Consider the following 22,484-nt stretch of genomic DNA (forward strand, 5'->3'; position numbering starts at 1 on the left):
CTTGACTTTACACTATTTGCTCGTCAGTAAAGGTACTTTTTCTGTATATTGAATGGCCGTTAGTTTGTTAATTTTCTCTTGTCTTACCTTTTCAAATGCGAGTTTGTTTTCTTCTGCTATTGGTTCTGCAGGTGGAATATCTTCTTTTAACCAATCTACTTGTTTGCCGTGTTTCCAGAACCTAAAGCAAAGATGTGGGCCTGTAGCCAGTCCTGTGCTGCCTACATAGCCTATCACTTGGCCTTGTTTTACGCGGGTCCCTTTTTTAATTCCCTTCCCAATTTTGGACATGTGTAGGTATTGGGTGGTATAGGTGCCATTGTGCTTGATTTTCACGAAATTCCCATTGCCACCTCTATAAGTTGCCTCTAATACTGTTCCGTCACCTACTGAACGAATTTCCGTACCTCTTGGGGCAGCATAATCTGTACCTAAATGAGCTTTGTATCTTTTTTGCACGGGGTGAAATCTACTAAGACTATATCTGGAACTGATTCGGGAAAATTTTAAGGGATCTCTTAAGAAAGCTTTTTTTAGGCTGTTCCCTTTTTCGTCAAAGTAAGATATGACACCGTTTTGCTCAAAAGGAATGGCATGGTATCCTTGCCCCATATGTTCAAAGTAGGCAGCTTCAATGTCCTCGATGCCTACAATTTGGTCTTCAACTACCTGCTCCTTGAAAATAACCTTGAACTTATCGTCTTTCTGGAGTCTTTGGAAATCTACCACCCAGCCATAGAGATCTGCAAATTGATCAACAAGATCAGGACCCAGACCCAACTCAGTCATGTTTACATATAGAGAAGAGCTGATTTTGCCTCCAATTTCTCTACGGTTGATTGCCATCGGCTTGTTTTCTTTATAAATTTCCGGTTGGCTAAGATTAAAAACTACAAATTCTGTCCTATTGGGCTCGTAAACAAAAAATTTAGATTTCGTGGAATCCTTTGGGGTAAGGACGGTGTATTTTTTGTTGAATGCTATTTTTTTTACATCGAATATGTCTTTTGACTTTTTAGCGATTTCATCGATTATTTGATAAGGTACATCAAAGGGGGCCAATATTGTAGACAAAGTTTGGTTCCGTTTCACCACACCTTCCACTATGTCTACATCATCCACATTGATTCCATACAATAAATTTTCTTCTTTCGGTAAGGGAGCAGATCCTTCTGATTCTTGCAATTTATCTTCCTGAACTTGAGGAGCTTTTCCATCGTAAATCCAAAATGCAATACAAGTAATGATAAATAATCCTCCGAAAGTCCAATATTTTTTCATAAATTCTAGGGTAATTAATATTTAGTAGGGGTTGTAATGTCGAATATCTTAGTAAATTACAATATAAATCGGGTATCCTATGCGAATATACATTTTTTCCTGCAAGAACTAAATTATATTTATTGTCAATAAACGTGATTTCCCTCAATTGTATTGCTTTATCTTGAGGATAAAAATAGCAATCTCTAGTCTGAATGATTATCTTTGGCGATTATTTGCAAATAAAAATCTAATTCAATGCTTAGAACACATACTTGTGGAGAACTCCGTCTGGAGGATTTGGATAAAAAAGTTATACTTTCCGGATGGGTGCAAAGGGTAAGGAATAAGGGAGGTTTAGCATGGGTTGACCTAAGAGATCGTTATGGTGTTACCCAACTGATTTTTGAAGAAGGGGCTGTGGCTCCTGAACTGTTAAAAACTGCAACAACCTTGGGACGAGAGTATGTCGTTCAGGCTGAAGGAGTGGTGATTGAACGTGCTTCAAAAAATGATAAAATCCCTACCGGATCAATTGAAATTCGCGTGAGTGAATTGAAGATATTAAATAAGGCCAAAGTGCCGCCCTTCATCATTGAAGACGAGACAGACGGAGGGGAAGAGTTGAGAATGAAGTACCGTTACCTGGACTTGAGAAGGAATGTGGTTAGAGAAAAACTACAACTGAGGCATCGCATGATGCAGGAGACCAGGAAATACATGGATGGACAAGATTTCATGGAGGTGGAAACACCCGTATTGATCAAATCCACTCCTGAAGGAGCCAGAGATTTTGTTGTGCCTAGCAGGGTTCATGGAGGTGAATTTTATGCCTTGCCACAATCTCCACAGACCTTTAAGCAACTATTAATGGTCAGTGGTTTTGATCGTTATTTTCAGATAGTAAAGTGCTTTAGAGATGAGGATCTCCGTGCAGACAGGCAGCCTGAATTTACCCAAATAGACTGTGAAATGTCCTTTGTAGACCAAGAGGATATTTTGGAGATTTTTGAGGGGTTGGTTCGTCACCTTTTTACGAAAGTTAAGGGGATGGAATTGGGGAATATCGAACGCATGACCTATGAGGATGCTATGCGTCTGTATGGAAATGACAAGCCTGACATTCGCTTTGGGATGCCTTTTGTAGAACTCAATGAATTGGCACAAGGGAAGGGGTTTAGTATATTTGATAGTGCAGAACTGATCCTCGGCATCAATGCAGAAGGTGCTGCTAACTATACCAGAAAGCAGTTGGACGCGCTTACCAATTGGGTAAGAAGACCGCAAATAGGTGCCAAAGGCATGGTCTATGTTAAATGCAATGAAGATGGCACCTTTAAGTCATCTGTGGATAAATTTTATAGTCAAGAAGACCTTAAAGCTTGGGCTGACAAAGCAGGTGCTAAAAAAGGTGATTTGATATTGCTGCTTTCCGGTAGTGAAAAAGATACCCGAAAGCAAATGTCTGAATTAAGGCTAAAGATGGGTGACGAATTAGGTTTGAGAGACAAGACAGTTTACAAACCACTTTGGGTTCTGGATTTTCCATTGCTTGAATGGGATGACGAAACGGCCAGGTATCATGCCATGCACCACCCTTTTACCTCTCCTAAAAAAGAGGACATGGAGCTTCTCGACAAAGATCCCGGTAAAGTTCGCGCCAATGCCTATGATTTGGTCATCAATGGGGTGGAAATCGGTGGTGGTTCAATAAGAATTCATGACAAGGAAACCCAGCAAATGATGTTCAGGCATCTGGGCTTTACAGAAGAAGAGGCCCAATCTCAGTTTGGATTCCTTATGGAAGCCTTTGAATTTGGAGCGCCTCCTCACGGTGGGATTGCCTTTGGATTTGATCGCTTATGTGCCATCTTTGGAGGAACAGATTCCATTAGAGATTATATCGCCTTTCCTAAAAATAATGCTGGCAGAGACGTAATGATTAACTCACCTAGTGGCATTTCTGATGAACAATTGGTTGAATTGTCATTGGATATTAAGAAAAAAGATTCAGAATAAAAGGAATTAGGAAGAAGTCTCATGAACTTGCAAAAGGTGGCTTCTTATTCCCATAATAATCAGAAGTTGACCTAATATATAGGTGCCCATAATGTATAGATCTCCATCGATTATGGGATAAAAAAACCGATCCAAGGCCAACAAACTATCTGATATAAAAAATAAAAAAGCACCAATAAACAACTGCCAAAAGCTGGAACTATTGGTCCTTCCATACCTTTCCCTGGCCATTGTCACCATCATGACAATGGCCATTGTATATATAATAACCGGTATTTTTAATTCGTTCAGTTGTGCATGAATCAGGAAATAGATGAATGCTGCAAGGATGTAAAGTGGAAGGTTGTAAACAAACATTTTTATAAAATTCACTTTAAATAGGTTTAATGTCTGATTTTGAGTCAGCTTAAAGGCTATTATATAACATACATGTGTCATAAAAAAGGCGCCCAGGCCATATAAAAACAAGTCTTTGTTTAAAAGTAAAGCGTCTCCCAAGAAGGAGAAAAATAATCCGGCCGAAACGGTGATACGCAACAAACTTCCTTTTATTAATTTTGTGCTCTGCAAAAAATAGAGCAAAAGAGAGATCATAATCAAAGGTTTGGTGAGATACCTATAATTAATCTCTGCATGAATGATCATTGATATATCTGCCAAGGATGCAAAGAGGAAGATATACAACCATAAGATTTCTTTTTTGCGCATTTTGTTTAATTTCTTTATTTTTATTTGTCTTAAAGTCGAACCAATCAGGTACTTAGGTAGTTGTTAAATGTAGAATAAACATTTACTTCTCTTAATAGTTAGAAATAGAATATCCCTGCGAGAGAGGCCAACATTATTTGCAATTTGAATGATTTTATATGAAGCCGGGTAGAGAGGACAACAGCTGCTACCCTACTCGCATTATAAAATTGAAGATAATGAGTTTCTATGAAAAAAATGCGTTAAAAGGTCAGCAGTTTGGAGAAAGCATTGGGTGGGATGGATAAAATTCAATAAGAGAAAATTTTGCTTTTTGGGCCTTACTTGAGTGGTAGAGGTGTTTTTGGAATAATTATTAGGCAATCTTTAATTTTACGATTGATTATTTTTTTTCAGTCGTCAAAATAAAGGTTTAAAATATTTCCTTCTAAATTCTAATGTTAGGGATTTGTTAATTATTTTTGGCACTTCAATTGAAAACTTAATATTTAGCTATTCTAATAGGCCTAATTTAAGATTATATTTGTACCCAAATAAAGCCGAAACTATTTTTGATTCTATTATTTATTTATACCTATTAAATATTTGAAAATGAGGCAACTGTTACAAAAAAGAATGCTTGTAGTGCTATTACTGTTTCTCGCTATTGGGAGCAGTTATGGTCAAGTAACTACCAGTTCTGTTCAAGGAGCTGTGTTTGACACCGAAGGAGAGGCACTGATAGGTGCTACTGTAAAGGCAACCCACGAGCCTTCCGGTTCCGTGTATGGTGCGGTTACCAATGTGGATGGAAGGTTTAACCTACCCAACCTGAGAGTAGGAGGGCCCTACTCTATAGAGATTAATTATCTTGGTTTTGAATCTCAACTATTCTCAGGAATTGTGTTGAGGCTTGGAGAGGTTTACAATTTAAATGCAGTGCTTTCTGATGGAGACACTGAATTGACAGAATTTGTTGTAGAAGGAGACAGGGGGTCTGACTTTACCTCAAACCGCACAGGTACAGCAACGAATATCTCCAATGAACAATTAAAAAATCTTCCACAGATCAACAGGAGTGTACTTGAATTTACAAGGTTAACCCCTCAAGCCAGTGGAAATTCCTTTGCAGGAAGGGATGCAAGGTACAATAACCTTCAGATTGATGGAGCAAACTTTAACAATGGGTTTGGTTTAAGTGATGATCCTCTTCCAGGGGGAGATTCCCAGCCAATTTCCCTAGATGCTATAGAAGAAATTACTGTAAATATTGCGCCATATGATGTGTTGCAAAGTGGCTTTACAGGAGCAGGTATCAATGCTGTAACGAGAAGTGGTACCAATACCTTAGAAGGGTCTGCTTATTACTTCCTTAAAAATCAATCCCTTCAGGGAAGGAAGGTTGGCGACAATGAATTGGAAGCTGTAGATGCAGCCACCAAGAATTTTGGCTTTAGATTGGGAGGACCAATTATAAAGAACAAATTGTTTTTCTTTATAAACGCCGAAAGAGAAATCCTTACAGGAGCGAATGCTTCCGGAGTAAACCTTTGGAGACCGTCAGAAGATGGAATTGCTGACCCTGAAAACAATATTGCCAGACCTACAAGAACAGATTTGGATGCCGTACAAAATCACCTGATCAACCAGTGGGGTTATGATCCGGGAAGATATGAAGGATATGCCAATGAGGCGGAACAAGCCAGCACCAAATTGCTAGCAAGGATTGATTGGAACATCAATGAAAAGAACAAATTAGCCGTAAGATACAATCAAGTGGTCGGTACTTCCAACCAATTGGCCAGTTCCACTTCAGGGCCACGTCCAAGAGCTCCATGGCCTAATGGTGCCAGGGTGAGTCAGAATGCCATCACTTTTGAAAATGCAAATTATGGATTTGAGAATTCCGTAAGGTCTATTACCGCAGAATTAAATAGTTACATTAGCACAAGTTGGTCTAACCAACTTTTGGCTACTTATTCTAGAATTCAAGACAAAAGAACTTCTCCTTCTGATCAACTTTTTCCATTTGTTGACATCTGGGACGGTGGAGGATTGATTGATGATGGTGAAGGAAACATGGTGCAGAATAAAGGTTCCATGAACTATATTTCTTTTGGTACAGAATTGTTTACCTACAACAATGATGTTATCAATAATAATTACTCTATTATCAATAACTTGAATTATGTGGAAGGCAAGCACAACATTACCATGGGAGCTGCCTTTGAACTTCAGAATTTTGGTAACAGTTATGTCAGATTGGGAACTTCCTATTACCGATATGCATCTGTTGAAGACTTCCTATCTACAGGAACTGCAAACGAAGTTGCCCCTACCATGTTTGGCTTGACATATCCTTATGCCGGACAAGATACCTATTCCAGGGTTAATTTTGGATTGGCTTCTCTTTATGCTCAAGACAAGTATGCAGTAAATAACGACCTTAGCATTACCTTTGGTCTTCGTGCGGAGCTTCCGATTTACTTGAATGATTTAACGGCTAACGAATCCATCAATGAGATTACCCTGACCAATCAGTTTGGGATGCCTACCAATTACAATTCAGGAGAATGGCCAAGTTCTAAATTAATGGTCTCTCCAAGGTTTGGATTTAATTATGATGTATTTGGTGACCGTTCGCTGACTTTAAGAGGTGGTACTGGCGTATTTTCTGGAAGGGTACCATTCGTATGGTTGACCAATATGCCTACTAATGCGGGTGTTATACAGAATAATGTTGAGCCTGGTAGCTATGAGGAAGTTGAAGGATGGATAAACAATATTAATTTCCAAACTGAGCGTTATTATTATGTGGAAAATGTTCCTGAAGGAGCTGAAGATGTATTTATTTCGTCTCCAACAGAAGGAGCACCTGGGTCATTCGCATTGGTAGACACTGATTTTAAAATGCCAATGGTGTGGAGATCAAGTTTTGGTTTGGATTACCAAATTCCAAATACTCCATTGCTATTGACCACTGATTTATTGTACACCAGAGATATCAATGCCGTATTCCAATACGGAGCTAACCGAGTAAGGTCTACCAATACCATGGATTATGGTTCTAGTGGAGCTCCGGGTGATTATGGTGATACCAGAGAAGTCTTTCTTCCTGGCCAAAGCACTGCTTATAACAGTGTAATGGGAGGAAACAATGCAACTGTTCTTTCCAATACCAGTATCAAAGGTAGAAGCTTTAGTGGAACAGTTGGTGTGTCAGTGCCTTATCACAGAGGTTTTAGTGCTTCCTTGTATTACACTTATTCTTCAGCAAAAGAAGTTTCGGCCAATGATGGATCCAATGCGAGTTCTGCATGGGGTGCAAGTCCTACCATTAATAGTCCAAACGACCAAATGCTGAATATCTCTAACTTCGCAATTCCACATAGGATAGTCGGAAGTGTAAGTTATAGAATTGAATACGCAAATGCATTGGCTACAACAATTGGACTTTACTATAATGGAGCACATCAGGGAAGATACTCTTATGTGTATGGCAATGATTTTAATGGAGATGGTATTACGGGTGACTTGATATACCTTCCTGAAAATTCTTCTACCATGAATTTTGTTGACATCACAGATGATGATGGTGTAGTTTATACTGCAGCAGAGCAAAGAGCTGCCTTTGATGCCTATGTAGAAGAAAATGGATTGAGTGAATACAGAGGTGATTACTTGCCGAGAAATGCCTTCCTTAACCCATGGTTAAACAGGTTCGATATCCGTATCTTACAAGATGTTTCTCAGACTTTTGGGAAAATGAAAAATACTGTTCAGTTGAGTGTGGACATTGTGAACCTAGGTAATTTGCTAAACAGTGATTGGGGAATTCAGGACGACTTAAATGGTGCTGAGAATTTGCTTTCAAGAGCCGGTTCAGTAAGTGCCACTCCTGATTTTAATCTAACCACCATTTCAGGAAACCTTCCTACAAACCCATTCAGAAATGTTAGTGGATTTGGAACCACTTGGAGCATGCAGGTTGGTTTAAGGTATTTATTTTAATAATGAAATTAGATTGCTATACAATAAAAGAGGTCGCCTGTAAAGGCGACCTTTTTTTATTGAAAAGGAATTGCCCGTTTTGGCAAATACAGGCTTAAATACTATTTTTTAATATGCGTATCATTCAAGGTCTAAGATATGGGGATATAAGTAGTGCATGGAAATATTCGCTTTGTATTTTTTGATAATATAATTTATACCTTTAAATATTCCATTCTCTTGCCATTAATGGCTTAGTTTTGCCTCTTAAATTTTATTGTTTTTTTGCTAAAGAAAATAAGTTTACTTTAAACTTATATCTTTAAAATAAACTTGTTGGTTAAACGATACATTAGTTTTCAGAATGAAAAACCAAACCAAAATCATTTTGTCTGTAATTATCCTATTAGTGATAGGGTTTATATTTTTCTATCCAAGAATGGGGCTTTACACTGAAGGAGAGACGACTGGTACAGAAAGTGTGTCTGCAGCGGTTCAATCCAATCTTCCGGTTAACGTGATCAAACTGAAGGAAGAATCTCTGGAAAGCAACTTGAATATCACAGGCTCTCTTATACCCAATGAAATCGTAAACTTAAGGCCTGAAGTGAATGGTTTGGTAGAGAAAATAACTTTTAAGGAAGGGCAGTTTGTGAAAAAAGGCAGTCCTTTACTTTATTTAAATGATGACGAGTTAAAAGCCCAATATGACAGGTTAGCGTATACTAAAAAGCTGTATGAAAGTCAGGAAAAAAGGCAAAAGCAATTATTGACAAAAGAGGCCATTAGCCAGGAAGAATACGACATAGTCCTTAATCAATACAATACCAATCTTGCAGATTTGCGCTTAATTGAAGCCCAATTAAATAAAATGATCATCAGGGCACCCTTTGATGGAGAGTTAGGCTTCAGGCAAATATCAGAAGGAAGTGTTATCGGTACTTCCGATCTTATTGCCACCATTGTCAATGTAGACCCAATCAAAATAGAATTTTCAATTCCTGAGCGGTATTCCAATGAAATAAAGGTGGGTACAATCATTTATTTCAACTCAAATGTATCAGATGAAGAAGCAGAAGGTAAGGTTTATGCCATTGAGCCGAATATAGATGCGGCTACCAGAACTTTAAAAATTAGGGCTCAGAGCCCTAACAAAGAAAAGAAATTTCTTCCGGGAATGTTTGTAAGGGTTCGCTTGGTTTTAGATGAAGTGTCAGATGCCATTCTCGTTCCATCAGAATCTGTAATTCCGGAATTGGAAGGATACAAGGTATTTGTGGCCAAGGATGGTGTTATCGAATCCAGAAAGGTGGAGATCGGCCAAAGATCAGACACCAGGGTGCAGCTAGTGGAAGGTGTGGAACCCGGAGAGCTGGTATTAACCACAGGAGTACTGCAAGCAAAGGATGGAATGTCCGTTGATGTCAACTTAACGAACTGATAGAATATTATGTCAAGTTTATCTACGATCAGTATTCGAAGACCCGTATTATCCATAGTGATGTCACTCACTATTTTGATTTTTGGAATCATTGGAATTTCCTTTTTAGGAATCCGAGAATTCCCAAGTGTGGATCCTCCGGTGGTGAATGTAAGAACTACTTATGTGGGAGCCAATGCGGATGTAATTGAGGCACAGATTACGGAACCTCTGGAAGAAGCCATTAATGGCATTTCCGGAATAAAATCCTTGTCTTCCATCAGTAACGATGGGAACAGTAGCATTACGGTGGAATTTGAAATCGGGGCTGATATGGAGGCCGCGGCGAACGATGTAAGAGATAAAGTTTCAAGGGCCCAAAGAAACCTTCCTCCCGATACTGATCCCCCTATCGTTTCCAAACAGGATGCAGACACACAGCCCATCGTATTTTTAAATGTGCAAAGTGATCAACGCAGCTTATTGGAATTGTCTGATATAGCCACAAATATTTTCAAAGAAAGGCTACAGACCATCAACGGTATCAGTGAAATAAGAATTTGGGGGGAAAAAGAATATGCCATGCGTTTGCGAATGGATCCTCTGCGAATGGCTTCCTATGGCATTACACCCATAGATGTACTCAACCAAGTTCAAAGTGAAAATGTAGAACTCCCTACCGGGAAAATTGAAGGGGAATCCATAGAACTTTCGGTAAGGACACGAAGTAGGATGAGTACTTCGGAAGAATTTAACCGTTTGATTATCAAAGAGGAGTCGAATAACGTGGTGCGTTTTCAGGATATCGGAAATGCAGAGATAGCCCCACTGAATGAAAGGACCGTGCTTAAAAGAGATGGGGTACCCATGGTGGGGGTGGCTCTGGTTCCTTTGCCTGGATCCAATAGTATTGAAATTATAGATGAATTTTATCGAAGACTGGAATTTATAAAGAAGGACCTGCCGGAGGATATTCAGCTGGGAATAGGTTTTGACACCACGAAATTTATAAGAAATTCAATCAGCGAGGTGCAACAGACAATTTTTGTGGCCTTTATGTTGGTGGTGCTTATCATTTTTCTATTTTTAAGAGATTGGCGTACCACCTTTATTCCTGTACTTACCATCCCCATTAGTTTGATAGGTGTGTTTTTTATCATGTATATGGCAGGGTTTTCCATCAATGTACTGACCTTGCTAGGCATCGTATTGTCCATAGGGCTGGTGGTAGATGATGCCATTGTGGTATTAGAAAATATTTATACCAAAATTGAAAAAGGAGAAAATCCGGAAACTGCAGCAGAGCAGGGAGCTGAGGAAATATTCTTTGCCGTCATAGCCACGACGGTAGCCTTGGCAGCAGTTTTTTTACCTGTGATTTTTCTTACAGGCACCACTGGAAGGCTGTTTAGGGAGTTTGGTGTGGTAGTGGCAGGAGCAGTGATCATCTCTTCTTTTGTGGCCCTTACCATGACACCGATGCTCAGTTCTAAGCTACTGAAGAGAAGAAAAAAGCAAAATTGGTTGTATAATAAAACCGAACCATTCTTTCTATGGTTAAACAAGATTTATGTCCAAGCACTTTCCTCTTTTATGAAAATTAAGTGGATGTCTTTTGTTTTGGTAGGGGTAATGGGACTTGGTACCTATTATCTTTTTAACAACATCCCTTCCGAACTAGCACCTTTAGAAGACAGAGGGCAAATAAGAATAAATATGGCAGGACCTGAGGGAGCAACTTTTAGCTATATGGACCGAATAATTGATGAAATGACTGTGGAACTTTCTGAAATGATTCCTGAGGAAGAAAGGGCAGGGTTAATTTCGGTTACTTCTCCGGGGTTTAGTTCTGCGAGTACCAATTCAGGTTTTATTAGGTTGGTTTTAAATGATGCAGCAACAAGGGAAAGAAGTCAGCAAGAAATTTTTGATGATGTTGCGGTGTATTTAAAGAATAAAACGTCCGTTAGGGCTTTTGGGGCACAGGAGCCATCCATTGGGGACAGGAGGGCGGGATTACCCATCCAATATGTTATCCAAGCCCAGACATTGGAAAAGTTAAAAGAAATTATCCCGGTTTTTATGGATAAAGTAGGGCAAAGTCCTGTTTTTACTTTTCCTGATGTCAATTTAAAATTTACCAAGCCTGAAATAGAGGTTGAGATTGATAGGGAGAAAGCCAGAAACATAGGCGTTTCGGTTCAAGAAATTGCCAGAACACTTCAGCTAAGTTATTCCGGCCAGCGATTTGATTACTTTATCATGAATGGTAAGCAATATCAAGTAGTTGGAGAAATGCAATTGGAGGATAGAAATGAACCTATAAACCTCAGGATGCTATATGTAAGAAGTGATGATGGAGAATTGATTCAAATGGATAATTTGGTCAAGATCAATGAAAGAAGTACTCCACCTCAACTTTACCGCTACAATAGGTTTGTAAGTGCAACGGTGCAGGCAGGCCTTGCTCCTGGCGAAACAGTAGGTTCCGGACTTGTAGAAATGGACAAAATTGCAGCCGAAGTGTTAGATGAAACCTATACCACTGATGTGGCGGGATTATCCAAAGAATATAGAGATAGCTCTAGTAGTTTGGTGTTTGCCTTTGTGTTTGCCTTGATATTGATCTACCTCGTTTTATCTGCCCAGTTTGAAAGTTTTATGGATCCATTGACTATCATGTTTACGGTGCCATTGGCGATTTTTGGGGCCTTATTTTCATTGTGGTTATTTGATTTTACCCTTAATGTGTTTAGTCAAATAGGAATAATCATGCTCATTGGGTTGGTGACCAAGAATGGGATATTGATTGTGGAATTTGCCAATCAACGAAAAGCCCAAGGGATTCCCATATCAGAGGCCATTGAAGGTGCAGCTGCAGCAAGGTTTCGACCTATTTTAATGACCAGTTTATCCACCATTTTGGGGATATTGCCTATAGCTTTGGCTTTGGGGGCAGGTTCCGAAGGACGGGTGCCTATGGGTGTGGCTGTAGTAGGAGGGATGTTGCTGGCAACACTGCTTACCTTATTTATTATTCCGGGCATATATACTTATTTGACATCTAAAAAAGGAAGATTAGCAAGAGTTTAATATGAAGAAAATTATATTGCTAGGAATGATGGTGGCCTTCTCCTGCAGATTGTATGGACAGGAGGACGAATCTTTAACTTTTGAAAAGGCAGTTGAGATTGGATTGGAAAATAACTTTGATGTTAAGATTGCTACCAATCAGGTTTTGCTGGCAGAAAATGAGAAAAAACAAGCCGGAAGCCTACTGATGCCAGTGCTTGACTTAAACAATACCAGAATTTATAGAAAGGAAGATACAGAGCAGGCCTTCGTAAGTGATCCGGAAAATCCAAGGATTATTCCCAATGCCCAAACCAGAAACAATAACTATAGTTTGGTAGCTTTCTATGGTTTTAGGGCAGATGCAGTAGTTGCCTTGCAACGATTAGGAAAACTGAAAGAAGTGTCTGAACTGGAGGCCAAGGTAGTGATAGAAAATACCGTTGCCGCCATTGCCACTGCTTATTACAGGTTGGTTCTTGAGCAACAACGGTTCGAGGTGCTAAAGCACACTTTAAAATTATCTGATGAAAGACTGGAAATTGCCAAAGCACAATATGAATTGGGAAGGGCCTCGAAGAGAGACTTTTTAGCTGCTCAGGTAGATTACAATGCAGACCTTACGGCACTGGTGTCCCAAGAGCAAGTTATCCAAAACTCAAGGGTCAATTTGAATGAATTACTTGCCATAGGCCCGGATAAAAATTTTGTAGTCAATGATACCATCACCATTGAGGATTCCTTTTCCCTTGAAGAATTGAAAGAAAGTGCTTTTGATCAAAATAAGGGTTTTTTGGCTACTCAAAGAATGGAAAATGTAGCTTATCTTCAATTAAAAGAGTTGAGGGCACAAAGACTGCCGACCATTACCTTAAACGGGTCTTATATAGACAATACTTTAACTTCAGATGCGGGCTTTTTGCTGAGTAATCAGCAGCAAGGGATTAACTTGGGTGCTACGATAAGCTTAAACTTATTCAGTGGCTTGGCTTTAAACAAGCGGATTCAGGCCGCTAAGATTCAAATCAACAACCAGAAGCACTTGATAGAGCAATATGAAAATCAAATGTTGTCTGATTTACAGCGGACCTTCAATACGTATCAAAATAGTAAGCGGCTTTTGGAGATAGAAAAATTAAATTATGAAGTGGCTGTGGAGAGTTCTGATATTACACTCGACAGGTTTCGTTTGGGGATCACCAATTATCTTGAGTTTCGGGATGCGCAAGTGAGCAGACTGCAAGCAGAGAGCAGATTGATAGAGTCGCTGTACACAATAAAAGAGAACGAAATAGAACTAATGCGTCTTTCCGGTAATATTTATTTTGCCAATTTGGAGGAGAATTAACCATAATAATAGCGCTTCAGTGGCTATATTTTGCGGGGCTAATTTTGGTATATTAAGGATAAAAGCCTATAATTGAAAACACCAAAGCACAATTAGAGTGCCCACTCTATGCCAAAAACCAGGATTTCTTGCCTTTTATTACTTGTAATTGCCTTCGAATTGACTTCATGCAAGCCAAATGAAGAAGAAAAAAAGGTGCCGGAATATTGGGAGTCTCCTGCTGTTTTAGATTTTGATGCCATAAAAAAAAGAGGTTTTATTAGAGCGGTTGTAGACAATTCCTCTACTAGCTATTATATCTATAGGGGCCGAACCATGGGCTATGAATTTGAGTTGCTTCGGAATTTGGCCAACCAACTTGGGGTAAACCTACGGTTAATCGTAAAGCATGATCTTGAAGATGGATTTCGCCTCTTAAATAAAGGGAAAGCAGACATTGTTGCCATAAACTTTGAAGTAAATGAGGAGAGAAAAAAGCGAGCCAATTTTACTGCACCGCTAAATAGCATGAAAACAGTGGTGGTGCAGCGTAAGGATCAATCCCATGTGGACAGCCTAATCCAACTTTCCAATAAAAAGGTTTATATCAAGAAGGGAACAATTTATAAAGAAAGGCTTTCGGTACTTAGTGATTCCCTCTCTCTTTCCCTTGCTATAGAGGAAAAGAACACGAGTTTGGAAGATCTGATCAATCAGGTCATTGAAGAGAAAATAGACTATACGGTAGTAGACAATGATATTGCATTGGTAAATGCTACCTATAATGATTTGTTAGACGTAAGCCTTACGGTTAGCCAGCCCAATCCTGTGGCTTGGGCCATAAGAAAAAATGCCCCCCAATTGGAAGCCAAGATCAATGAATGGATAGAGAGAATAGATCGAACTGGTTACAAAGCCATATTGTACCATAAATATTTTCTCAATAAGAAAAATAGTTACCACAGGTCCTCTTCAGCCTTTTCTTCTGTTTCCGGGGACAGAATTTCTGCCTATGATGATATTATTAAACAGGGGGCCGATAAGTTGGGCTGGGATTGGAGACTATTGGCTGCTTTGGTATATAAAGAAAGCCGCTTTAACCATTCTGCTGTCTCCTATGCCGGAGCAGTAGGGTTGCTTCAACTGATGCCTGTTACCTTACAACGTTTCGGCGTAAATGACCCAAATAACCCAAACGAGAGTTTAAGGGGAGGGGTCAATTACCTCAAATACCTGGATGGTTTCTGGCTTGACCGTGTGCCTGATAACAATGAGCGAATTAAATTTATTTTGGCTTCTTACAATGTAGGGCATGGTCATGTGCAAGACGCTTGGCGCTTGGCTTATAAATATGGAAAGGACAACAAACGTTGGAAGAATGTTGCTTATTATTTGGAGAGAAAATCCAAACCGGAAGTGTATCGTGACCCATGGGTGAAAAGTGGTTATGCCAAGGGTCATGTGACGGTTCGCTATGTTCGGGAGGTTTATGGGCTTTATGAATCCTATAAGGTTTTAGTAGCTTCTTAAGCATCAGGGATCATGTCTGCCGTGATTTTTGCAGACAATAAGCACAATGGAATCCCTCCGCCGGGGTGAACACTTCCCCCACAAAAATACAATTTCTTAATTTTTGAACTATAATTTGGGTGTCTTAAAAAAGCCGCGTAACGGTTGTTGGAGCTGTTGCCGTACAAGGCTCCATTTGCTGACGAAGTTTTAGTGGCTATCCCAATGGGATCTAAAATTTGCTCTGCATCGATCAGCGGCTCAATATTCGTATTTAGGGTAGCATTTATTTTTCTAATAATGGCTTTTCGGGCTTTGGCTTTTAAACTTTCCCAATCTTGGCCTTGATCGTTAGGGACGTTGATCATGGTGAACCAGTTCATGGCTCCTTTAGGAGCATCATTTTCTTTATGAATGGAGGTGATGTTGATATACACAGTAGGATCATCATCGATATCTTTATCTTCAAAAATAGCTTTAAATTCCTTTTCATAATCCTTGCTAAATAGAATGTTGTGGAGGTCAAGTTCAGGAAAAACCTTATTAATACCCCAATAAAAAATCAAAGCAGAGCTTGATTTAGGTTGTTTTAATAATCGTTTGGGCTGTTCTTCCTCCTTTAGTATGGTTTTATAGGCCGTTACCATGTCCATATTGTTAAGAATATAATCGGCTTTATAAGACTTGCCTCCGGCTAGTATACCAAAGGCTACCTTATTCTTGACAAGAACCTTATCCACGGCCATGTTAAAGTGAAAATTCACACCCAATTGCTTTGCGAGCTTGTAAAGGCTGGTAGTAATGGCATGCATCCCTTCTGTAGGGAAGAATGCTCCCTTATTGAATTCAAGGTGTGGAATAATATTTAAAGTGGCCGGAGTTTGGTAAGGATTTGATCCGTTATAGGTTGCGTACCTGTTAAAGAGCTGAACCAGTTTAGGGTGTTTGAATTGCCTGTGATTGGCCTGATCCACGGTGTTAAAAAGACCAAACTTTCCTATTCTAAAATAAGAAGCCAAGGCTTTTTTGTTAAGCCAAGTACTCCACTTGTGCAAAGACCTATGCATGAACAAAGGGGCGAGGTATTTGTAAATATAGGCTGATTTATCAAGTGCTTTTTTGATGTTTTCGGGTTTCTCTCCAAGTTGAAACTCCACTTCTTTAGTGAATTTATCCAAATCAGAATAAGCACTTAGCCTTGCTCCATCTTCCCAGAAATAATTACAATTGATTTCAAGCTTTTTATATCGAAAAAAATCTTCCGTTTTTAAGCCTGCTAAAGCAAACAGTTCTTCCATTTGCTCAGGTAAAGTAAATAGGGATGGGCCTGCATCAAAACGGTAACCTGCAATATTGATTTCGGTCAATTTTCCGCCGGGATAAGGATTGGCCTCAAATACATTTACTTGATATCCCTTTAGGCTTAATCGAATTGAAGCTGCCAAGCCAGCAATGCCTGCCCCTATTATAATTACTTTTTTATCCATTCATTTATATTATTTCCACTGTGTTCAGGTGGTTTTTTGTTACCAATTGCCAATTTATTCAATTGTAACTTATAAAAGCAGTCTTTGTTATCAAAAAGACTGCTTGAAAGGATGGATTCTGTAGCAAATAAAACTCAGTGCTTTGGGTTTAAATATCACCTTCAGCTTGGAGGCTCTCTTCCTGCCATTCCATAAAGGATTGATTGATTGCTTCAGCAAAAACTTTGGTGTCTTGGGCTCCACTAATCCCGTATTTTCGGTTGAACACAAAAAATGGCACTCCTTGAATCCCCAATTGCTTAGATTCTAAAATATCCCTTTTTACCTCTTCTGAAAAGGTCTCGGTTTTTATGGTTTCTTCAACATTGGTAAGGCCAACCTCATTGGATAAGTTGGTTAAAACACCAATGTCATCTATGTTTTTTTCTTCTATAAAGTAAGCTTTAAGCAAGCGCTCTTTCATTGCTTGTTGCTTTCCTTGGCTCAAAGCAAGCTGTAAAATTCTGTGGCTTCTGAAAGTGTTTGCGACTACCGCATTTTTCATTTGAAAACCCAACCCTTCTAAGGCGGCCTGATCAGTAACATACTGGGTCATCTCAGTGGCTTTGTCCAGAGAAATGCCTTTGCTTTCAGAAAGGTATTGTTCCACAGATTTATTGTTGTCTGTTTGGATATCGGGGTTTAATTGAAAACTTCGGTAAATTACTTCAATCTGATCTTTATGGCTGAAACCAGCCAAGGCTTTTTCAAATCTACGTTTACCGATATAGCAAAATGGACAAACCACATCACTCCATATTTCAACTTTCATATTTTTTCGCATGATAATGTTTTATTCATCCGCAATTTTTGAGGATGCTGTAATTTCCCTACAACACTTTTAGTTTAACTTCGGTTCTGGGGTTGTTAATATTTATTTCAGGAGAATTTATTTTTCTTTGTAGTTGAATAAACTATCCTCCATTTGTTAGTCTTTCTACAAGAAGCGGAATTTTCTGCAAGGTTTTTGCTTTAAAAAATAGTAACTTGACTATCCCATTTAATAAATTGTTAATTCAACCTCTATGTTTGTATGAATGAGATCATTACAACGATAAAAAAATTAATAGAAGTAAGGGTAAACATCATTAAAGCTGAAATAACTGAACAAATTAGTTCTGTTGTGGCTAGAGTAGCTGCCATAGTGCTAATGATTATTTCCGCTTCTTTTATTTTACTTTTTGGAAGTATTGCATTGGCGTTTTACTTCAGTGAGTTATTTGGAAGCAGTTCCATTGGGTTTTTGATGGTAACGGGCATTTACACTTTTATATTTTTGTTATTGTATCTTTTGAGAAATGCAGGGGGCTTTCAGAGCATACTTAAAAATTCTCTTTTCAGGTATGTTTTCTTATTTAAAGGTAGAAAAGAAGAATGATGAAAGAGGAATTGTTAAAACAGTCGGAAGAATTAGAACAGACGTTGGAAAAGCAACTTCAGCTTTTCAAACAAGATTCACAGGTGTATTTAAAAGTTGGTGGCTTGGCAATATTAGGAGGGGTGTTGGCCGTTTATACTGTAAATCAATTTGGCGGTAAGGGTAAAAAGAAAGTGTCCAAAAAGAAAAAACCAGGAAAGAAGCCTTATAGCTTTTTCGGGAATTTGAGAAGTAGGTTGTTTTGGATGTTAGTAGGTGTAGGGAAAGCAAAATTAATGGAGGTGGTAATGGCCAAGGTAGGAAATGAAGAAGAATCGAATTAATGAGCTGCGCGAGCTCCTTATAGCAAAAAAGAAAAAAGGGGTGAAAAGCTTGGCATTGCTTATAGATCCGGAAAAACTAGACAAGCAACCATCCTTTGATTTATTGAATCAACTTTCTCATGGTCTTACAATTGACTTTTTTTTTGTTGGGGGAAGTTTAGTAGATGCCAAAAGGCTAGATCAGTGCTTGCGCAGATTAAAGGAAGTGACGAAAGGTAATGTACCCATTGTCTTGTTTCCCGGAAGTGTCATGCAGATTTCTGAGGAAGCCGATGCCATTTTGTTTCTATCATTGATTTCCGGCAGAAATCCGGAGCTGCTGATTGGTCAGCATGTATTGGCAGCACCCACCTTGGCAAAAAGTAATCTTGAGGTATTGCCTGTGGGATACATGCTGGTAAATGGAGGTGTAGGGACCAGTGTGGAATACATAAGCCAAACAATCCCGATCCCTCACAATAAGCCGGATATAGCCGTAGCCACGGCTTTGGCAGGCAAGTACTTGGGTTTGCCCATATTTTATCTTGATGCCGGTTCCGGCGCAAAGATACCTGTTTCTCAAAAAATGATAAAGGCAGTAAGTGAACAAGTGGAATGTCCCTTGTTAGTTGGGGGCGGAATTCGTTCTCTTGAAGAAGCCAAAGCTGCTTGGGCTGCAGGAGCAGATGTTTTGGTTATCGGGAATGGGGCAGAAAAAAACCCCAGCTTGATCACTGAGGTTTTGCATTATGCTAAAATTTATAATTCGTCACTGAACGTTAATTAATGACTCTCTTCGTCTCATTTTTCCTGCAGGAAGACCATACATCATCTTAAATCGTCTACAGAAGTAAGCGGTGTCTTTGTAGCCCACTTCTTTTCCTATGTCTCGAATACTTTTCTTGGTTGTACGCAACAATTCAACTGCGGCTTCCATTCTTTGGTATTCGATATAATCCTGAGGATTGATACCTGTCAGCATTTTAAAGTATTGACCAACGTAATCTTCAGAAACATTGGCCACCTTAGCCAAAACTTTGTTGGATAAATCGCCACCTATATTCTTTTTGATATAGTTGAACATATCGATCAATCGCGGATCTTTGAAATAAGTACTGTTTGTAGATAACTCTTCTACGAATAACCTGTTTTTAAGAATATGGCGGACCAATTCTACTACAAGTAGTTCGGTATATAGCTTGATTACCCTTTCTTTACCCGGTGTATTTTGTTCAGATTCCTTCACTACATCTTCAAGTATTGAAGCAATTCGGTCATTGAACCTTATAACGAATGCGGGTATTCCCAGAGAATTAAAGAAATTAACAACATCGAATACTTTCGCTTCAAAAGTGACCGTGGTGATGCAGTCGTCATCTAGATTTTTGATGTTTTTGAAGCTTATGGTTTGAAGGTATTTCTTTTTGTTTTCCAAAAAGTTATCATTATTGGTCTCGTTCCTCTTGGTAACGGTGCCAAAAGATACCCTTGTAGGCCTGCTTGCTGGAATAAAAAGAATTTCCCCTTCGTTTACAGATTCTTGGTCTTCACCATAATTCAACGAGCCTCTATGAAGAAGGATGGCCGTGTTTTCAGAATCTGTATAGTCGGTGATGGTTACAGGTCGTTCAATTTTGAAGTTATTGCCCTTCACGTACCTTACTCCGACCGACTCTATCACCTTATTGTAATATTCCATGATTAGTGCATTTAGAGTTATTTTTTGTAAAAGTATATTTTTTTTCTGATTTATTATGACAATTTCCAATAAAAAATTAGAATAAACTAAATTCCGATATGAAAATTACTATATATTTTTAATTCTCTACTACTATTACAATTAGCTTAAAAGCTTTCTGGATATGATTATTTTCTGAATTTCAGAAGTGCCTTCATATATTTGAGTTATTTTTGCATCTCTCATCATTCGTTCAACGTGGTATTCACGTACATAACCATAGCCTCCGTGAATTTGGACGGCTTCAATAGTGGTTCCCATAGCTACCTTCGAAGAATACAATTTGGCAATTGCACTGGCCCTTACATAATCTTCATTATTGTCTTTTTTTAAGGCTGCCTTATAACAAAGCAAACGTGCTGCTTCAATTTCTGTGTCCATGTCAGCCAATTTGAACTGTATGGCTTGATGCTCACTTATGGTTTTTCCGAAGGTTTTCCTTTCCAGTGCATATTTGGTAGATAAATCCAAGGCGCCGGCTGCTATGCCAAGTGCTTGGGCTGCAATACCAATTCTACCACCGTTTAATGTCTCCATGGCAAACTTAAAACCAAAACCCTCCTCCCCAATTCGGTTCTCCTTGGGTACTTTCAGGTCAGTAAACATTAATGAGCAAGTGTCAGAAGCCCTAATCCCTAGTTTGTCTTCCTTTTTGCCTACTTCAAACCCATCCCAATCTCTTTCTACAATAAATACAGAGATTCCGTGGTGGCCTTTTTCTTTATTGGTCTGGGCAATGACCAGATAGTAATCAGCAGAATAACCATTGGTGATCCAGTTTTTTGTTCCATTCAGCAGGTAGTGGTCGCCTTTGTCCACAGCAGTAGTTTTCTGCGAGGTGGCATCTGAGCCTGCTTCCGGCTCTGACAAAGCAAAGGCTCCCAAGGATTTTCCGGAAGCTAGGGGACTTAAGTATTTCTGTTTTTGGTCTTCAGATCCATATTTTTCCAAACCCCAACAAACAAGCGAATTGTTGACAGACATGATTACAGCAGCTGAAGCATCTATTTTGGCGATTTCCTCCAGGACAATGACATAAGAAAGTGTGTCCATTCCACCTCCTCCATAGGCAGGGGGAACCATCATGCCCATAAATCCCATGTCTGCCATCTTCTTTACGAGTGCCTTTGGGAATTCGCACTTGATGTCCCTATCAATGACTTCCGGTAATAGTTCTGTTTTAGCAAAAGCCGAAGCAGCTTCTTTGATGGCCTGCTGTTCTTCATTAAGTTTGAAATCCATAATCCTGAATTTTTCTAGTTACAAATTCATCCATTAGAAGAAAAAGAAATTAATTCCCCAAAGGTTAATTTAATGTCTTCTAATGGTATGTGACCTGCCTTCAGGAGAATTTTGGTAAGTGTTTTGACAATTACCCTATAAACAAATAGTAAACCTTTTTCAGTAGTATTTTCACCTTTTTAAAAGGGCAATTAACCATTAACCGTTTTCCCCTATATAGTTATACTCAAAAAATAAAAAAGGGGCAACGCTGCCCCTTTAAAAATTTAAATAAATATTAGTTTATTAATCTCTATTTCCGAAAAAGATAAACATATAATAGGCTAGTGTAGCCATAGATGCCAAAGCGGCAACTACATAAGTCATTGCAGCCCATTTCAATGCATCTTTGGACATCCCGTATTCTTCAGGTGTCACGACATTACGTTGCTTTACCCAGGCAAGTGCTCGGTTACTCGCGTCAAATTCCACCGGTAGGGTGATTACACTGAAAAGTGTAAGCATACTATAAGCGCCTACTACAACCACACCAACAGCCTCATATGGTAAGCCAAACAAAGCTATTCCTCCAAAAAGAGAAGCGATCAATACTATATTCAATATTTTACCACTGATATTTTGGATAGGTACTAGGGCTGACCTTAGTTTTAACCATGCATAAGAATTGGCATGCTGTACAGCGTGGCCACATTCGTGTGCAGCTACCGCTGTTGCTGCAGCATTTCTTCCATAGTAAACATCTGTACTTAGGTTTACGGTTTTGTTCATCGGATTGTAATGGTCAGAAAGTTGCCCTTCCACACAATTTACAGAAACGTTGTGGATATTGTGATCTGCCAACATTAGTTCTGCAATTTCTTTACCGGAAAGATTTGCTTTCAAAGAAACCTGTGAGTATTTCTTAAACTTATTCTTGAGTTTGTTACTTACCACATAACCAAGAATTGCAAATACAATTACTATTAATATGATTCCCATTTTTTATATTGCTTATTTTCCTTCTATTACGTTTTT

At 39.0% G+C, this 22,484-nt stretch carries 16 protein-coding genes; 9 read left to right on the plus strand and 7 right to left on the minus strand.

Going from position 1 to position 22,484, the window contains the following annotated elements; genetic code table 11:
- Nucleotides 1-12 precede the first annotated feature (12 nt).
- Nucleotides 13-1,281, minus strand: a complete 1,269-nt coding sequence (locus tag Q4534_RS20475; RefSeq protein ID WP_303615019.1) for a peptidoglycan DD-metalloendopeptidase family protein — start codon at nt 1,279-1,281, stop codon at nt 13-15.
- A 237-nt stretch (nt 1,282-1,518) separates the two neighbouring features.
- On the opposite strand from Q4534_RS20475, the gene aspS reads away from it, so the two are divergent.
- Entirely contained in the window at nt 1,519-3,279 is a 1,761-nt protein-coding gene (gene aspS / locus Q4534_RS20480) for an aspartate--tRNA ligase (protein WP_303615020.1), read from the plus strand.
- 6 nt (nt 3,280-3,285) lie between these two features.
- On the opposite strand, the gene Q4534_RS20485 is transcribed toward aspS, so the two are convergent.
- Complete coding sequence (locus Q4534_RS20485) at nt 3,286-3,987, minus strand: lysoplasmalogenase (RefSeq protein WP_303615021.1); 702 nt, start codon at nt 3,985-3,987, stop codon at nt 3,286-3,288.
- Nucleotides 3,988-4,578: 591 nt separating this feature from the next.
- Here Q4534_RS20485 and Q4534_RS20490 point away from each other — a divergent pair.
- The 5 genes from Q4534_RS20490 (at nt 4,579) to Q4534_RS20510 (ending at nt 15,305) form a co-directional block, all read left to right on the plus strand.
- Nucleotides 4,579-7,977 (plus strand): TonB-dependent receptor, encoded by a 3,399-nt coding sequence (locus Q4534_RS20490; protein ID WP_303615022.1) that lies wholly within the window; start codon nt 4,579-4,581, stop codon nt 7,975-7,977.
- A gap of 343 nt (nt 7,978-8,320) precedes the next feature.
- Nucleotides 8,321-9,397, plus strand: coding sequence for an efflux RND transporter periplasmic adaptor subunit (locus tag Q4534_RS20495; RefSeq protein ID WP_303615023.1), 1,077 nt, complete (start codon nt 8,321-8,323; stop codon nt 9,395-9,397).
- A 9-nt stretch (nt 9,398-9,406) separates the two neighbouring features.
- Entirely contained in the window at nt 9,407-12,469 is a 3,063-nt protein-coding gene (locus Q4534_RS20500) for an efflux RND transporter permease subunit (protein ID WP_303615024.1), read from the plus strand.
- A 1-nt stretch (nt 12,470) separates the two neighbouring features.
- Nucleotides 12,471-13,796 (plus strand): TolC family protein, encoded by a 1,326-nt coding sequence (locus Q4534_RS20505; protein ID WP_303615025.1) that lies wholly within the window; start codon nt 12,471-12,473, stop codon nt 13,794-13,796.
- 108 nt (nt 13,797-13,904) lie between these two features.
- A complete protein-coding gene (locus tag Q4534_RS20510) occupies nt 13,905-15,305 on the plus strand; it encodes a transglycosylase SLT domain-containing protein (RefSeq protein WP_303615026.1) in 1,401 nt (466 codons plus the stop codon).
- On the opposite strand, the gene crtD is transcribed toward Q4534_RS20510, so the two are convergent.
- Both crtD and Q4534_RS20520 read right to left on the minus strand, forming a co-directional pair.
- On the minus strand, nt 15,302-16,771 hold the full coding sequence (gene crtD, locus Q4534_RS20515; RefSeq protein ID WP_303615027.1) for a 1-hydroxycarotenoid 3,4-desaturase CrtD: 1,470 nt from the start codon (nt 16,769-16,771) through the stop codon (nt 15,302-15,304). The two genes, Q4534_RS20510 and crtD, sit on opposite strands and share 4 nt — an antisense overlap.
- A gap of 148 nt (nt 16,772-16,919) precedes the next feature.
- Nucleotides 16,920-17,582, minus strand: coding sequence for a DsbA family protein (locus tag Q4534_RS20520; RefSeq protein ID WP_303615028.1), 663 nt, complete (start codon nt 17,580-17,582; stop codon nt 16,920-16,922).
- 261 nt (nt 17,583-17,843) lie between these two features.
- Between Q4534_RS20520 and Q4534_RS20525 the strand changes: the two genes are divergently transcribed.
- From Q4534_RS20525 to Q4534_RS20535, 3 genes are read left to right on the plus strand one after another with little or no spacing between them, the layout of a single operon-like run.
- Nucleotides 17,844-18,188 (plus strand): phage holin family protein, encoded by a 345-nt coding sequence (locus Q4534_RS20525; RefSeq protein WP_303615029.1) that lies wholly within the window; start codon nt 17,844-17,846, stop codon nt 18,186-18,188.
- Nucleotides 18,185-18,511, plus strand: a complete 327-nt coding sequence (locus Q4534_RS20530) for a hypothetical protein (RefSeq protein ID WP_303615030.1) — start codon at nt 18,185-18,187, stop codon at nt 18,509-18,511. Before Q4534_RS20525 ends, Q4534_RS20530 begins: the two co-directional genes overlap by 4 nt.
- On the plus strand, nt 18,492-19,277 hold the full coding sequence (locus Q4534_RS20535; RefSeq protein ID WP_303615031.1) for a geranylgeranylglyceryl/heptaprenylglyceryl phosphate synthase: 786 nt from the start codon (nt 18,492-18,494) through the stop codon (nt 19,275-19,277). Before Q4534_RS20530 ends, Q4534_RS20535 begins: the two co-directional genes overlap by 20 nt.
- Here the strand turns inward: Q4534_RS20535 and Q4534_RS20540 are convergent.
- From Q4534_RS20540 to Q4534_RS20550, 3 genes are all read right to left on the minus strand, one after another.
- On the minus strand, nt 19,260-20,189 hold the full coding sequence (locus tag Q4534_RS20540) for an AraC family transcriptional regulator (RefSeq protein WP_303615032.1): 930 nt from the start codon (nt 20,187-20,189) through the stop codon (nt 19,260-19,262). The genes Q4534_RS20535 and Q4534_RS20540 overlap by 18 nt on opposite strands.
- Before the next feature lie 141 nt (nt 20,190-20,330).
- Nucleotides 20,331-21,470 carry an acyl-CoA dehydrogenase gene (locus Q4534_RS20545; RefSeq protein WP_303615033.1) on the minus strand — a complete coding sequence of 380 codons (1,140 nt, stop codon included), beginning with the start codon at nt 21,468-21,470 and terminating at the stop codon, nt 20,331-20,333.
- 285 nt (nt 21,471-21,755) lie between these two features.
- Nucleotides 21,756-22,448 carry a zinc metallopeptidase gene (locus Q4534_RS20550; RefSeq protein ID WP_303615034.1) on the minus strand — a complete coding sequence of 231 codons (693 nt, stop codon included), beginning with the start codon at nt 22,446-22,448 and terminating at the stop codon, nt 21,756-21,758.
- Between the last annotated feature and the right edge of the window lie 36 nt (nt 22,449-22,484).

The sequence above is a fragment of the Cyclobacterium sp. 1_MG-2023 genome (genome assembly GCF_030546805.1).
GTDB lineage: Bacteria > Bacteroidota > Bacteroidia > Cytophagales > Cyclobacteriaceae > Cyclobacterium.

What these genes read in the sequence shown, in the direction of transcription:
- Q4534_RS20505 (WP_303615025.1), top strand. Translation starts at nt 12,471, where the DNA reads ATGAAGAAAATTATATTGCTAGGAATGATGGTGGCCTTCTCCTGCAGA.
- Q4534_RS20490 (WP_303615022.1), top strand. Translation starts at nt 4,579, where the DNA reads ATGAGGCAACTGTTACAAAAAAGAATGCTTGTAGTGCTATTACTGTTT.
- crtD (WP_303615027.1), bottom strand. Translation starts at nt 16,771, where the DNA reads ATGGATAAAAAAGTAATTATAATAGGGGCAGGCATTGCTGGCTTGGCA.
- aspS (WP_303615020.1), top strand. Translation starts at nt 1,519, where the DNA reads ATGCTTAGAACACATACTTGTGGAGAACTCCGTCTGGAGGATTTGGAT.
- Q4534_RS20545 (WP_303615033.1), bottom strand. Translation starts at nt 21,470, where the DNA reads ATGGATTTCAAACTTAATGAAGAACAGCAGGCCATCAAAGAAGCTGCT.
- Q4534_RS20495 (WP_303615023.1), top strand. Translation starts at nt 8,321, where the DNA reads ATGAAAAACCAAACCAAAATCATTTTGTCTGTAATTATCCTATTAGTG.
- Q4534_RS20485 (WP_303615021.1), bottom strand. Translation starts at nt 3,987, where the DNA reads ATGCGCAAAAAAGAAATCTTATGGTTGTATATCTTCCTCTTTGCATCC.
- Q4534_RS20540 (WP_303615032.1), bottom strand. Translation starts at nt 20,189, where the DNA reads ATGGAATATTACAATAAGGTGATAGAGTCGGTCGGAGTAAGGTACGTG.
- Q4534_RS20550 (WP_303615034.1), bottom strand. Translation starts at nt 22,448, where the DNA reads ATGGGAATCATATTAATAGTAATTGTATTTGCAATTCTTGGTTATGTG.
- Q4534_RS20500 (WP_303615024.1), top strand. Translation starts at nt 9,407, where the DNA reads ATGTCAAGTTTATCTACGATCAGTATTCGAAGACCCGTATTATCCATA.
- Q4534_RS20520 (WP_303615028.1), bottom strand. Translation starts at nt 17,582, where the DNA reads ATGAAAGTTGAAATATGGAGTGATGTGGTTTGTCCATTTTGCTATATC.
- Q4534_RS20530 (WP_303615030.1), top strand. Translation starts at nt 18,185, where the DNA reads ATGATGAAAGAGGAATTGTTAAAACAGTCGGAAGAATTAGAACAGACG.
- Q4534_RS20475 (WP_303615019.1), bottom strand. Translation starts at nt 1,281, where the DNA reads ATGAAAAAATATTGGACTTTCGGAGGATTATTTATCATTACTTGTATT.
- Q4534_RS20525 (WP_303615029.1), top strand. Translation starts at nt 17,844, where the DNA reads ATGAATGAGATCATTACAACGATAAAAAAATTAATAGAAGTAAGGGTA.
- Q4534_RS20535 (WP_303615031.1), top strand. Translation starts at nt 18,492, where the DNA reads ATGAAGAAGAATCGAATTAATGAGCTGCGCGAGCTCCTTATAGCAAAA.
- Q4534_RS20510 (WP_303615026.1), top strand. Translation starts at nt 13,905, where the DNA reads ATGCCAAAAACCAGGATTTCTTGCCTTTTATTACTTGTAATTGCCTTC.